The organism is Bacillus sp. FSL K6-3431, from assembly GCF_038002605.1.
Lineage (GTDB): Bacteria > Bacillota > Bacilli > Bacillales > Bacillaceae_C > Lederbergia.
In genome coordinates this window covers 1,215,375-1,229,171 of the sequence record NZ_JBBOCT010000001.1, presented here as the reverse complement: position 1 = coordinate 1,229,171, position 13,797 = coordinate 1,215,375, and the positions used below count along the sequence as shown (strand labels likewise).

Sequence of the window (13,797 nt, the reverse complement as noted above, 5' to 3'; positions counted from 1 at the left end):
CTATAGAAGATTGGATAGCGATCTAGGGACAGTGTAAGCCTAGAATAGGTGGGAAATAGAAGATCACCCTCGAGTTCTTGAATTGAAAGCTTATTGCTAGTAAATGATAGCGGCCATCCACGATACGGAGTATGAGCGGACAGTTAACCGAGTAATCGGGATTTGTCTATGTGGGTGGTACCGCGGGAATATAACCTTCTCGTCCCTTTGGGGATAAGGAGGTTATATTTTTTTTGCGGAAATAATAAAGGAGGAATGGATAATGGAGTATAAAGATACTTTACTAATGCCGAAAACAGAATTTCCAATGCGTGGAAACTTACCGAAAAAAGAACCTGAAATTCAAGCGAAATGGAAAGAACAAGATATATATCGTAAAGTGCAAGAGCATACGAAAGGGAAGCCATTATATATTTTACATGACGGTCCTCCATATGCGAATGGTGATCTCCATATGGGACACGCGCTAAATAAAACATTAAAAGATTTCATCGTTCGATATAAATCAATGAGCGGATATTGCGCACCATATGTACCGGGTTGGGATACACATGGTTTACCTATTGAGCAAGCACTTGCTAATAAAGGAATTAAACGTAAAGAGATGTCTGTAGCTGAATTCCGTGAACTATGCACTAAATATGCTTATGAACAAGTTGAAAATCAACGAAATGAATTTAAACGACTTGGCGTTAGAGGCGATTGGGATAATCCATATATCACTCTAAAGCCTGAGTATGAAGCTCAGCAAATTCATGTTTTCGGAGAAATGGCGAAAAAAGGTTATATTTATAAAGGGAAAAAACCAGTGTATTGGTCTCCATCAAGTGAATCTGCCTTAGCCGAGGCCGAGATAGAGTATCAAGATAAACGATCACCTTCTATTTACGTTTCTTTTGCTGTTTCTGATGGCAAAGATACATTAGAGCAAGGTGTTAAATTTATCATTTGGACAACAACACCATGGACAATTCCTGCTAATCTAGGGATCGCTGTTCATCCTGATTTACAATATGCTGTTGTTAAAGTTGGCGAAGACCAGTTTGTCGTAGCAGAAGCATTATTGGAACAAGTATCCACAACCTTAGAGTGGGATGATGTATCAACAGTTAAAACGGTCAAAGGATCAGAACTGGAAAACATCGTTACGAAACATCCATTATATGAGCGGGATTCGCTTGTAGTATTAGGTGATCATGTGACGACTGAATCTGGAACGGGCTGTGTCCATACGGCACCTGGGCACGGGGAAGATGACTTCTATGTAGGACAGAAATACGGGCTTGACGTGTTATGTCCTGTAGATGATCGAGGAAATATGACAGATGAAGCTCCTGGATTTGAAGGTTTATTTTATGATGCTGCGAATAAACCAATTACGGAGCAATTAACAGCAGTCGGTGCATTGCTTAAATTGGAATTTATTACGCATTCATATCCACATGACTGGAGAACGAAAAAACCGGTAATTTTCCGTGCTACTGCCCAATGGTTTGCATCGATTAAAGATTTCCGTTCCGACCTATTGGAAGCAATTAAAGATGTAAAATGGGTTCCGAATTGGGGAGAAACAAGGCTGTATAATATGGTGCGCGACAGAGGAGATTGGTGTATTTCCAGACAACGTGTATGGGGAGTACCTATTCCAGTCTTCTATGCGGAAAATGGTGAATCGATTATTACGGATGAAACAATTGCAAATGTAGCAAAGTTATTCCGTCAATATGGTTCAAATATTTGGTTTGAAAAAGAAGCGAAGGAACTTCTTCCTGAAGGTTTTAAACATCCGGGTAGCCCGAACGGAATATTCACAAAAGAAACAGATATTATGGATGTTTGGTTTGACTCTGGTTCATCACACCAAGGAGTATTAGAGGAACGCGAAGATCTACAACGACCTGCAGACTTGTATTTAGAAGGGTCAGATCAATATCGTGGTTGGTTTAACTCGTCATTAACGACTGCTGTCGCTGTAACAGGAAAAGCGCCATATAAAGGTGTATTAAGTCATGGATTTGTACTTGATGGTAATGGCCGTAAAATGAGTAAATCACTTGGTAATGTTATTTTACCGGGTAAAGTGACAAATCAACTTGGCGCAGAAATTATTCGTTTATGGGTTTCATCAGTGGATTATCAAGCGGATGTCCGCGTTTCTGACGCTATTTTGAAACAAGTAAGTGAAGTATACCGAAAAATCAGAAACACTTTCCGCTTTTTACTTGGAAACCTTGCTGATTTTAATCCGGAAAAAGATGTCATTGAATATGATGAATTACGTGAAGTAGATCAATTTATCCTTGTAAAACTCAATAATTTAGTGAAAGAAGTCCGCACATCTTATGATCAATATGAGTTTGCAAGTATATACCATGCCGTTAATAATTTCTGTACAAATGAATTAAGTTCTTTTTATATGGATTTCGCTAAAGATGTGTTGTATATCGAAGCGGCGGATCAATATGAGCGTAGAGCGATGCAAACAGTTATGTATAAGTGTGTTATTACACTTGCTAAATTGCTATCACCAATTCTCCCACATACAGCTGATGAGGTATGGGCACATACGCCTGGAGTAGTGGAAGAAAGTGTGCAACTAACGAATATGCCGGAATATGCTGAAATTGCCAAATCTGAGCAATTAGAAGAGAAATGGGAAGCATTCTTACAGCTTCGTGATGATGTTCTCAAAGCATTGGAAATTGCTCGAAATGAGAAAGTCATTGGTAAGTCTTTAGCAGCAAAAATTAGTTTATACGTAAATGTTGAAACGAAAGTATTGTTGGACGATATTACTGAAAATCTAAAGCAGTTATTTATCGTTTCAGGCTTTGAAGTGGCAGGATCTCTTGAAGATGCACCAGAGCATGCACATGCATTTGAGCGTGTAGCAATTGTTGTAGAAAAAGCTGATGGTGAAACATGTGAAAGATGCTGGGTTGTAACTCCGGAAATTGGGAAAGATGAAGAACATCCAACGCTGTGTCTTCGTTGTGCTTCTGTAGTGAAATAGTATTATTAGATAAGGACCCTGGAAGGTATTGATCATTCTTTCAGGGTCTTTGGTAATAATTGTTGGCATCAACAAAGTTAAATGCTAAAATTCAATGGAAAGACTTCTAGAGATTCGGAGGTTTGGAATTGGTATATTATATAATTGCAGTATTTATTGTGGTATTGGACCAGTTTACAAAATGGTTAGTCGTGAAAAATATGGAGCTTGGTGAAAGCATTGTCATAATCAATGACTTTTTCCATATTACCTCTCATCGTAATCGTGGAGCAGCATGGGGGATATTGGAAGGTCAGATGTGGCTCTTTTATATTATTACAATCGTTGTGATTGGCGTCATTATATATTATTTTGAAAAGCATGCAAAAGGTAAACCACTTTTTCAAACTAGTTTGGTTTTTATTCTTGGTGGAGCGATTGGGAATTTTATTGATCGACTTTTCAGGAAAGAAGTAGTAGACTTTCTCGATACATATATTTTCACATATGATTTTCCAATCTTTAATATCGCCGATTCTGCCTTAACAGTTGGAGTATTTCTTATGTTTATACAAATGTTCAAAGAAGGCCGAGAAGAAAAGAGGATAAAGAATGAACAAAATTGACCATCGCATTCTCGAAGAAGAACGTGGATTAAGATTGGATAAAGTGATTACATCATTAAATAAAGAGTGGTCTCGCTCCCAAGTACAGTTATGGATTCGTTCAGGACATGTTGAGGTAAATGGGAATGTAGGAAAATCAAACTATAAATGTGTGATAGATGACCTTATCGTAATTTCCATTCCAGAACCTGAACCATTAGATGTAGAGCCAGAGCAAATGGATTTAGATATTTACTTCGAAGATCAAGACGTTATTGTTGTGAATAAACCAAAAGGGATGGTTGTCCACCCGGCTCCAGGTCATCCTGGAGGAACCCTTGTTAATGGATTACTAGCACATTGTACAGACCTATCTGGGATTAATGGTGTCATGCGCCCAGGTATCGTTCATCGAATAGATAAAGACACATCTGGGCTATTAATGGTTGCTAAAAACGATGTTGCCCATGAAGGTTTAGTAGATCAATTAGTGAAGAAAACAGTTACCCGTAAATACTTTGCCCTTGTTCATGGTGTTATTCCGCATGATCATGGAACAATTGAAGCTCCGATTGGGAGAGACAAGGTGGATCGTCAAAGTATGACTGTCACGGATACTGGTAAAGATGCTGTGACACATTTTACTGTATTGGAACGATTCGAAGAATTTACGTTTGTAGAATGTACATTGGAAACAGGAAGAACACATCAGATTCGTGTTCATTTGAAATATATTGGCTATCCACTTGCTGGTGATCCAAAATATGGCCCGCGTAAAACATTAAAGACAGAGGGGCAAGTCCTTCATGCGGGTATTTTAGGTTTCGTGCACCCACGTTTACAGGAATACATGGAATATTCAGCTCCTTTACCTAATTATATTGATGAACTTTTGGCAGGTTTACGAAATAGAGATTGACAAATAATATAATTAGACTTATAGTAATAATAGTTGAATAAAGCACCTTTAATTTAGTCCCGTGAGACTGAGAAGGATACGAAAACAGAACTGTTGGCATCGAATGCTGATCAGTTACTATGTTTGGGATAAGTATACCCTCTTGCCGTCTACGGTAAGAGGGTTTTTATATGGTGCAAAACTAAAATGGAGTGACATTATATGACTCAAAAAGCAGTCCTTCTTGATGAAAAGGCGATACAAAGGGCATTAACTCGAATTGCTCATGAAATTATTGAACGTAATAAGGGAATTGAAGATTGTGTTTTAGTTGGTATAAAAACTAGAGGCATTCATTTAGCCGCGAGATTAGCAAAAAGAATTGAGAAAATCGAAGGGGAACCTATACCTGTAGGAGAACTGGACATTACTCTTTATCGAGATGACTTATCGATTAAAAATGCGGATGCTGAACCTGAAGTTAAAGGATCAAAAATCCCTGTTGATATTAATAACCAGAAGGTCATTGTCGTTGATGATGTTTTATTTACAGGAAGAACTGTACGTGCAGCAATGGATGCCCTAATGGATATCGGTCGTTCTTCGCAAATTCAACTCGCCGTTCTAGTTGATAGGGGACATCGTGAATTGCCAATTCGTGCAGATTTTATCGGAAAAAACATTCCGACTTCTAATCAAGAACGTATTGTTGTTGAACTAATGGAGACGGATGAACTAGATCAAGTAAGTATATATGAACTGAACTGAATACTTTCCCTTTTAAATGCAGTCCCGAGAGGCTGACAAAGGGGGTAAATGAGGCTTGATTATGCCTCGCGTTTACATACCCTTTTTGTCTGAAATTAGATAAAGAGGTTTTTTTTATCCGAAATTATGTTATGAAGACAGCGGAGGGATACAGATGAAGCACCTCGTCTCTATGAACGATTTATCTAAAGATAAAATTTTAGCGCTTTTACATAGTGCAGAATCATTTGCAAAAGGGGAAGAATGGCACCCGGAAAATAAAAAGTTTGCCGTAAATTTATTTTTCGAACCAAGTACTCGAACGAAATCGAGCTTCGAAATAGCTGAAAGAAAGCTAGGATTAGAAGTTATTCCGTTCGATATTGGTAGCTCTAGTCTTTTAAAAGGAGAGACTCTTTACGATACACTTAAAACTTTAGAATCCATCGGGGTGGATACAGCTATCATCCGCCATGGTGAAGAATCCTATTATCGGAACTTTTTAGATCAACTACAAATTAGTATTGTAAATGCCGGTGATGGCTGTGGACAGCATCCGACTCAATCACTTCTCGATTTATTTACCATCAAGCAGGAGTTCGGAGGATTTAGTGGATTAAAGGTAGCCATTATCGGGGATCTATCACATAGTAGAGTAGCGAAATCAAATCATAAAGCACTTTCTGCATTGGGGGCAGAGGTATTATACTCTGGACCACCAGAATGGTTTGACAGTAATCAATTAAATGCTACCTTTTGTAATATTGATGATGCGGTAGAAACAGCGGATGTAGTAATGTTATTAAGAATTCAGCATGAGCGTCATGAAAGTACGTCTTTTATGACAGCTGATGGTTATCATGCCGAATATGGATTGACAATAGCTAGAGAAAAAAGAATGAAGAAGACGAGTATTATTATGCATCCAGCTCCTGTTAATAGAAATGTAGAAATAGCAGACTCCCTAGTAGAAAGCGAAAAGTCAAGAATTTTCAAGCAAATGGGAAATGGTGTTTTTACTAGAATGGCAGTACTTAAATCAATTCTTGAACTATAAGAGGATGTTCAAAAGTCACCAAATGATAAACGTCGAATTTCTTCGTTGCTCGGTTTTTCCGGTTCTCACGTAGCCATAGGATGGATCTTCTGTTAAGTTCGCTCACGTCCTGTTAGCAACACAGAAGTCAGCACATCCTGTGCAAGTCCGATCCTCAAAACCTTCTCGCCTCGAACTTCTTGTTTCTAATTTGGCGCCTTTTTGAACACTTACTATAAGAAAGGGGAATAAATATGAACTGGTTAATAAGAAATGCAAAAAGTATCGGTGAAGAAAATAATAGAGCGTTAATTGATTTCCGAATAAAAGATGGTATTATCGCAGAAATTGGTGAAAATCTTTCGTCAAATGGTGAGCAAGAGTTTGACGCGAAAGGGATGTCGGTTGCTCCGGGTTTTGTAGACGTACATATACATTTGCGTGAGCCAGGTGGTGAACAAAAAGAAACAATTGAAACAGGTACTAAAGCCGCAGCGAAAGGCGGGTTTACAACCGTTGCTGCAATGCCTAATACAAGGCCGGTTCCGGACAATGCAGAACAAATGGGTTGGTTTGTTAACCAGGTTAAAGAAAGAGGCAGCGTAAAAGTTTTACCCTATGCAGCGATTACTATTCGTCAATTAGGAAAAGAACTAGTGGACTTCGCCGCATTGAAACAAGCTGGAGCTTTTGCCTTTACGGATGATGGGGTTGGGGTGCAGACAGCGGCAACCATGTTTGAAGCAATGAAAAAAGCTGCAGACCTAGATATGGCAATTGTCGCACATTGTGAAGATAACTCACTTATTTATGGCGGATCTGTCCATGACGGTAATTTTTCCAAAGAAAATGGATTTGCCGGAATACCTTCCATATGTGAATCGGTACATATTGCCCGCGATGTGCTACTTGCTGAAGCAGCAGGTTGCCACTACCATGTGTGTCATATTAGCACGAAAGAATCTGTACGAGCAGTGCGGGATGCAAAAAAGGCTGGAATTCGTGTAACAGCAGAAGTAAGTCCGCATCATTTACTTTTATGTGAAGATGATATCCCTGGTGACGATGCTAATTATAAAATGAATCCGCCGCTAAGAAGCAAAGCGGACCAAGAAGCACTTATCGAAGGATTGCTTGATGGAACAATTGATTTTATTGCTACAGATCATGCACCACATACACACGAAGAAAAAAGCCAAGGCATCAAACTTGCACCATTTGGAATAGTCGGTCTAGAAACAGCATTCCCATTGCTTTATACGCATCTAGTAAAAAAAGGTATTTGTAGTATAGAGCAGTTAATTAATTGGTTAACAGTCTTGCCGGCAAAAACATTCCAATTAGAAAGTGGCACGCTTGAAGTCGGTAAGTCGGCTGATATTACATTAATAGATTTGGAAACGGAGAAACAAATTAATCCATCTGACTTTGCGTCAAAAGGGAAAAATACTCCTTTTGGTGGCTGGACATGCCAAGGATGGCCTGCTACTACATTTGTTGATGGAAACTTAAAATGGGCTGAACGGGGTGAGGAACAGTGAAACGTAAACTAATATTAGAAGATGGAACAGTTTTTATCGGCACATCATTTGGTGGTAACAAAGATAATATGGGAGAGGTAGTCTTTAATACTAGTATGACAGGTTATCAGGAAGCCATTTCTGATCCGTCTAATTATGGTCAAATTCTAACATTTAGCTACCCGCTTATCGGTAATTATGGCATTAATCGTGACGACTTTGAGAGCATTCAACCGGTAATCAAAGGTGTAATTGTAAAGGAGGTTGCTGACTACCCGTCTAATTGGAGAAATAACATGTCACTTGATGAATATTTAAAATTAAAAAATATTCCGGGGATAGCTGGTATTGATACACGGATGCTTACAAGACTAATTAGAGATAAAGGTACAATGAAGGGTGCCATTTGCAATCTGGATGAAGAAGATGAAGTTGTATTAGCTAAATTAAAAGCTATCACCTTTCCAGTAGATGAAGTAAAACAAGTAGCAGCAACGAAGCCATATCCAAGCCCAGGTCGGGGGAAAAATGTTGTTGTTGTCGATTTTGGTGTAAAGCATGGAATCCTTCGGGAGCTGACAAAAAGAGGTTGCGATGTAACAGTTGTCCCTTATAACACCCCTGTCGAGGAGATTTGTGCCTTAAGTCCGGATGGTGTATTACTCTCTAACGGTCCCGGTAATCCAATGCATGTGGAGGAAGCTACGGCAATGATCCGCGTGTTGCAAGAAAAAGTTCCGTTATTCGGAATTGGACTTGGTCATCAATTATTCGCAATAGCTAATGGTTGTACTGTAGAGAAAATGAAATTCGGACATAGGGGTTCGAGCTATCCGGTTAAAGACCTAAAAACAGGGAAAATAATATTTACTTCACAAAATCACGGTTATGAAGTGAAAGAGTCATCAATAGATGGCACGCCACTTTCTATTACTCATCGAGCATTGAATGGTGGATCTATTGAAGGAATCGAACATCGGGATTACCTAGCATTTTCAGTCCAGTATCAGCCAGAATCCTCACCAGGCTCTGAAGACGGAAAAATAGTCTTTGATCGTTTTATCCAATTGATCATTAAAAACCAAGGAAAGGTGGAAAATCATGCCTAAACGTACTGATATAGAAAGCATTTTAGTAATCGGATCAGGTCCGATAGTAATAGGACAAGCTGCTGAATTTGATTATGCCGGAACGCAAGCTTGCTTAGCTTTAAAAGAGGAAGGCTATCGAGTAATATTAATCAATTCTAATCCCGCTACAATTATGACAGATACGGAAATCGCTGATGCAGTATATATAGAGCCACTTACTGTCGAATTTGTTAGTCGAATTATTCGCAAGGAAAGACCGGATGCAATTTTACCTACACTTGGTGGTCAAACAGGTCTTAATATGGCAATGGATTTAGCAAAAGCAGGCGTATTGGACGAATGTAATGTAGAAGTATTAGGTACTAAATTAGCTGCGATCGAACAGGCAGAGGACCGTGATCAATTTAGAGAACTGATGAATACGTTAAATGAGCCTGTTCCAGAGAGCGAAATCATCCATACAATTGAAGAAGCGGTGACGTTTACTGGAAGAATAGGATTTCCTGTGATTGTGCGCCCAGCATATACACTTGGCGGAACTGGCGGTGGAATTTGTCATAACATAGATGAGTTACATGAGATTGTTGCTAGTGGATTGAAGAATAGTCCCGTAAATCAGTGTTTGCTAGAGATGAGTATCGCAGGATTTAAAGAAATAGAATATGAAGTTATGCGTGATTCAAATGATAATGCAATAGTTGTTTGTCATATGGAAAATGTTGATCCAGTCGGTGTTCATACAGGTGACTCGGTTGTAGTAGCACCATGCCAAACATTAAGTGATCGTGAAATACAGATGATGCGCAATGTTTCTTTAAAGTTAATACGTGAACTAGGAATAGAAGGTGGCTGTAATGTTCAGCTCGCTCTAGATCCGCATAGTTTTCAATATTATATTATTGAAGTAAATCCACGGGTTAGTAGATCATCTGCATTGGCATCAAAGGCAACTGGAATCCCAATCGCTAAGCTTGCTGCAAAAATTGCTATCGGATATACATTAGATGAAATCATGAACCCAGTAACAGGTAAAACCTATGCTTGCTTCGAGCCCGTCATTGATTATATCGTAACGAAAATACCAAGATGGCCATTTGATAAATTCGAATCAGCTAATCGTTTGCTCGGTACACAAATGAAGGCAACGGGAGAAGTAATGGCTATTGGCCGGACTTTCGAAGAATCTTTATTGAAAGCAGTCCGTTCCTTAGAAAGCGATGTATATCATTTAGAGCTTAACGGCGCTGATATGATTGATAAATCTGTGTTAGAAAAAGAAATGCGCCATCCGACTGACGAACGACTATTTTATCTTGGCCAAGCATTGAGACAAGGAATTACCATTGAGGAATTGAATGAATGGAGCAAAATTGATCTATTCTTCCTATATAAGATGGAAAAAATTATTAAGTTGGAAAATGAATTAATAGATTGTACATTTGATATCGAAATGGCGCGAAAAGCGAAAGAATATGGATTTGCTGACATCACAATTGCGAAGCTATGGGGGATAAATGAAAAAGAAGTATATGAATGGAGAAAAGAAAATGGCATCATTCCTGTCTATAAAAAAGTAGATACATGTGCTGGAGAATTTGAATCAGATACACCATATTTTTATGGTACATATGAAATAGAGAATGAATCAATAACAACGGATAAAAAAAGTGTGGTAGTACTTGGTTCAGGTCCGATCCGAATTGGTCAAGGGATTGAGTTTGATTATGCGACAGTGCATAGTGTATGGGCAATTCAAGAGGCAGGTTACGAAGCAATTATAATCAATAATAATCCTGAAACAGTTTCTACTGATTTCAGTATCTCAGATAAGTTGTATTTTGAGCCATTAACAATTGAAGATGTCATGCATATTATCGACCTAGAAAACCCTGAAGGTGTTGTTGTACAATTTGGTGGGCAGACGGCGATAAATCTTGCAGCAGATTTGACAGATAGAGGAGTTAAAATCCTTGGAACTTCATTAGAAAGTCTTGATCGCGCAGAAAACCGTGATAAATTTGAACAAGCACTCACTCAATTAGACATTCCTATGCCAAAAGGAAAAACGGCCACTTCAGTAGAAGAAGCTGTTGTAATCGCAAATTCAATTGGATATCCGGTACTCGTCAGACCATCATACGTACTTGGTGGTAGAGCAATGGAAATTGTTTATGAAGAAAATGAATTATTACATTATATGGAAAATGCTGTGAAAATAAATCCAGAACATCCAGTACTAGTTGATCGATATTTAATCGGAAAAGAAATTGAAGTAGACGCCATTTCAGATGGGGAAACTGTACTAATTCCTGGCATTATGGAACATATCGAGCGCGCGGGAGTCCACTCTGGTGACTCGATTGCTGTATACCCACCTCAAAATGTAAGTGAAGCGATGAAAAAGAAAATTGTAGATTATACGATTAGATTGGCAAAAGGATTAGAAATCATCGGGTTATTGAATATCCAATATGTTATTTCTAACGATGAATTATATGTGATTGAAGTAAATCCACGTTCAAGTAGAACAGTACCATTCTTGAGTAAAATTACAGGAATTCCAATGGCAAATGTGGCAACGAAAGTGATTCTTGGTGAATCTCTAACGTCACTAGGTTATGAAACAGGCATTGCACCAGAAATGAATGGGGTATACGTGAAAGTCCCTGTGTTCTCCTTTGCTAAACTAAGAAGAGTAGATATTACATTAGGGCCTGAAATGAAATCAACTGGTGAAGTAATGGGGAAAGATACGACAATGGAAAAAGCCCTATATAAAGGACTAGTCGCATCAGGAATGGAAATTAAAAGTTATGGTACGGTATTAATTACCGTTTCCGATAAAGATAAACAAGAAGCAACTGAAATCGCAAAACGCTTTTCAGACATTGGTTATCGGATCATTGCGACAAGCGGCACAGCGGATACGATTGCTAGCACTGGTGTAAAGGTAGAAGTCGTTGGGAAGATTGGTTCCGAGGGACCTACCTTAATTGATGTAATTAGACAAGGAAAAGCACAACTAATCATCAATACTTTAACAAAAGGAAAACAGCCTCAGCGTGATGGATTTAAAATCCGCAGAGAATCTGTAGAAAATGGAGTTCCATGCTTAACTTCACTCGATACGGCCGTAGCCATCCTTGGTGTATTGGAATCAATGGTCTTTTCAGCAGAAGCGATGTCGAGTGGAGGAGCTGGGCAGAAAGAGGCGATCAACATATGATTCAAAAGGAAAATATGAGGATAATCTCGCAGCAACAGCTAGCTAAAGATATTTATGAACTGACATTAGAAGGTGAAATGGTTGGAGATATGAAAGAGCCCGGTCAATTTGTCCATATTCGGACAAACCCGGGTCTCGATCCGCTTTTACGCAGACCAATTAGCATTGCTTCGATAGACCAAGAGAATAATCGTTTTACTATTATTTATCGTGCAGAAGGAAAAGGTACGCAATTGCTAGCAATGAATATGGCCGGTGGGCAAGCAGATGTATTAGGTCCACTTGGTAATGGTTTCCCACTTAACGAAGTGACGGAGAATCAAACGGCACTTTTAGTTGGCGGAGGCATTGGTGTACCGCCGTTATACGAATTGTCTAAACGCCTCAATGCCCAAGGTGTTCGAACTATCCATGTATTAGGCTTTGAAACAGCGGATAAAGTATTTTATGCTGATCAATTTGCGGATCTAGGAGAAACATTTATTACAACTGTCGACGGGACTAGTGGAACGAAAGGTTTTGTGACAAATGTAATTGATGAATATCAATTTAACTTTGATATTTTATATTCCTGTGGGCCAACGCCGATGTTAAAAGCGTTGGAAGACCGTTTTAGTGAACGAAAAGCGTACTTGTCTTTCGAACAACGAATGGGTTGTGGCATTGGTGCTTGCTTCGCGTGTGTTTGCCATGTAGCAGATGATCCGGCAAGTTATATAAAAGTGTGTAGCGATGGTCCTGTATTTCCAATCGGAAAGGTGGTTTTATGATGGATCGTTTACGAGTAGAATTACCCGGATTATCGTTGAAAAATCCAGTGATGCCAGCATCCGGCTGTTTTGGTTTTGGAAAAGAGTTTAGTCAGTTATATGATCTTAATTTACTTGGAGCTATTATGATTAAAGCGACTACTTTTGAACAGCGATTCGGGAATCCGACTCCACGAGTTGCCGAAACTGCTGCTGGTATGTTGAATGCAATTGGATTGCAAAACCCAGGCCTATCGGGCGTAATGACGAACGAATTGCCATGGCTAGAGCAATTTGATGTTCCAATCATTGCCAACGTTGCTGGTTCAGAGACAGAAGATTATGTAGAGGTAGCAAAACAAATTTCTACGGCTCGAAATGTACATGCAATTGAGTTAAATATATCTTGTCCGAACGTAAAAAAAGGTGGAATTGCTTTTGGGACTGTTCCAGAAGTGGCTTATGAATTAACTAAGCAGGTAAAGGAAGTATCGACAGTTCCGGTCTATGTAAAATTATCTCCGAATGTAGCAGATATTGGTAGCATGGCACAAGCAGTGGAAGAAGCAGGTGCGGATGGTCTGACAATGATTAATACATTACTTGGGATGCGCATCGATTTGAAAACAGGTAAACCGATTTTAGCGAATAAAAGCGGGGGATTATCTGGACCGGCAATTAAACCGGTTGCGATCCGGATGATTTATGAAGTAAGCCAAAAAGTAAATATCCCAATTATAGGAATGGGTGGAATTGAGTCGGTTGATGATATTATCGAGTATTTCTATGCGGGGGCAAGTGCAGTTGCTGTTGGCACATTAAATTTCACAGATCCGTTTATTTGTCCAAACTTAATAGAACAACTTCCTGGCAAACTTGATGAATTAGGTGTTACACATATTTCGGAATTAGTTGGAAGGAGTTGGAAGTAAT

Annotated in this window: 10 protein-coding genes; all 10 read left to right on the top strand. The window is 39.0% G+C overall.

Going from position 1 to position 13,797, the window contains the following annotated elements; genetic code table 11:
- The first annotated feature begins 262 nt into the window (after window positions 1-262).
- The 10 genes from ileS to MHB53_RS06150 all read left to right on the top strand — a co-directional run bounded on the left by ileS (window position 263) and on the right by MHB53_RS06150 (window position 13,796).
- Window positions 263-3,013, top strand: a complete 2,751-nt coding sequence (gene ileS / locus MHB53_RS06195) for an isoleucine--tRNA ligase (protein WP_340916323.1) — start codon at window positions 263-265, stop codon at window positions 3,011-3,013.
- A gap of 128 nt (window positions 3,014-3,141) precedes the next feature.
- Entirely contained in the window at window positions 3,142-3,618 is a 477-nt protein-coding gene (lspA, locus tag MHB53_RS06190; protein ID WP_340916322.1) for a signal peptidase II, read from the top strand.
- On the top strand, window positions 3,605-4,516 hold the full coding sequence (locus MHB53_RS06185) for an RluA family pseudouridine synthase (protein WP_340916321.1): 912 nt from the start codon (window positions 3,605-3,607) through the stop codon (window positions 4,514-4,516). The genes lspA and MHB53_RS06185 overlap by 14 nt, the downstream gene beginning before the upstream one ends.
- A 201-nt stretch (window positions 4,517-4,717) precedes the next feature.
- Window positions 4,718-5,263, top strand: coding sequence for a bifunctional pyr operon transcriptional regulator/uracil phosphoribosyltransferase PyrR (gene pyrR, locus MHB53_RS06180; RefSeq protein WP_340916320.1), 546 nt, complete (start codon window positions 4,718-4,720; stop codon window positions 5,261-5,263).
- A 154-nt stretch (window positions 5,264-5,417) separates the two neighbouring features.
- On the top strand, window positions 5,418-6,299 hold the full coding sequence (locus tag MHB53_RS06175; protein WP_340916319.1) for an aspartate carbamoyltransferase catalytic subunit: 882 nt from the start codon (window positions 5,418-5,420) through the stop codon (window positions 6,297-6,299).
- A 233-nt stretch (window positions 6,300-6,532) separates the two neighbouring features.
- Entirely contained in the window at window positions 6,533-7,819 is a 1,287-nt protein-coding gene (locus tag MHB53_RS06170) for a dihydroorotase (protein WP_340916318.1), read from the top strand.
- Window positions 7,816-8,907, top strand: a complete 1,092-nt coding sequence (locus tag MHB53_RS06165; protein WP_340916317.1) for a carbamoyl phosphate synthase small subunit — start codon at window positions 7,816-7,818, stop codon at window positions 8,905-8,907. Before MHB53_RS06170 ends, MHB53_RS06165 begins: the two co-directional genes overlap by 4 nt.
- Window positions 8,900-12,115: a carbamoyl-phosphate synthase large subunit gene (gene carB, locus MHB53_RS06160; protein ID WP_340916315.1), complete on the top strand. Its 3,216-nt coding sequence runs from the start codon at window positions 8,900-8,902 to the stop codon at window positions 12,113-12,115. Before MHB53_RS06165 ends, carB begins: the two co-directional genes overlap by 8 nt.
- Complete coding sequence (locus MHB53_RS06155; protein ID WP_340916313.1) at window positions 12,112-12,885, top strand: dihydroorotate dehydrogenase electron transfer subunit; 774 nt, start codon at window positions 12,112-12,114, stop codon at window positions 12,883-12,885. Before carB ends, MHB53_RS06155 begins: the two co-directional genes overlap by 4 nt.
- Window positions 12,885-13,796, top strand: a complete 912-nt coding sequence (locus MHB53_RS06150; RefSeq protein WP_340916312.1) for a dihydroorotate dehydrogenase — start codon at window positions 12,885-12,887, stop codon at window positions 13,794-13,796. The genes MHB53_RS06155 and MHB53_RS06150 overlap by 1 nt, the downstream gene beginning before the upstream one ends.
- Window position 13,797: the final 1 nt, after the last annotated feature.

Bases quoted from the DNA above. Each gene is read 5' to 3' on its own strand.
- MHB53_RS06150 (WP_340916312.1), top strand. From the start codon at position 12,885: ATGGATCGTTTACGAGTAGAATTACCCGGATTATCGTTGAAAAATCCA.
- MHB53_RS06170 (WP_340916318.1), top strand. From the start codon at position 6,533: ATGAACTGGTTAATAAGAAATGCAAAAAGTATCGGTGAAGAAAATAAT.
- MHB53_RS06185 (WP_340916321.1), top strand. From the start codon at position 3,605: ATGAACAAAATTGACCATCGCATTCTCGAAGAAGAACGTGGATTAAGA.
- MHB53_RS06155 (WP_340916313.1), top strand. From the start codon at position 12,112: ATGATTCAAAAGGAAAATATGAGGATAATCTCGCAGCAACAGCTAGCT.
- MHB53_RS06175 (WP_340916319.1), top strand. From the start codon at position 5,418: ATGAAGCACCTCGTCTCTATGAACGATTTATCTAAAGATAAAATTTTA.
- pyrR (WP_340916320.1), top strand. From the start codon at position 4,718: ATGACTCAAAAAGCAGTCCTTCTTGATGAAAAGGCGATACAAAGGGCA.
- ileS (WP_340916323.1), top strand. From the start codon at position 263: ATGGAGTATAAAGATACTTTACTAATGCCGAAAACAGAATTTCCAATG.
- carB (WP_340916315.1), top strand. From the start codon at position 8,900: ATGCCTAAACGTACTGATATAGAAAGCATTTTAGTAATCGGATCAGGT.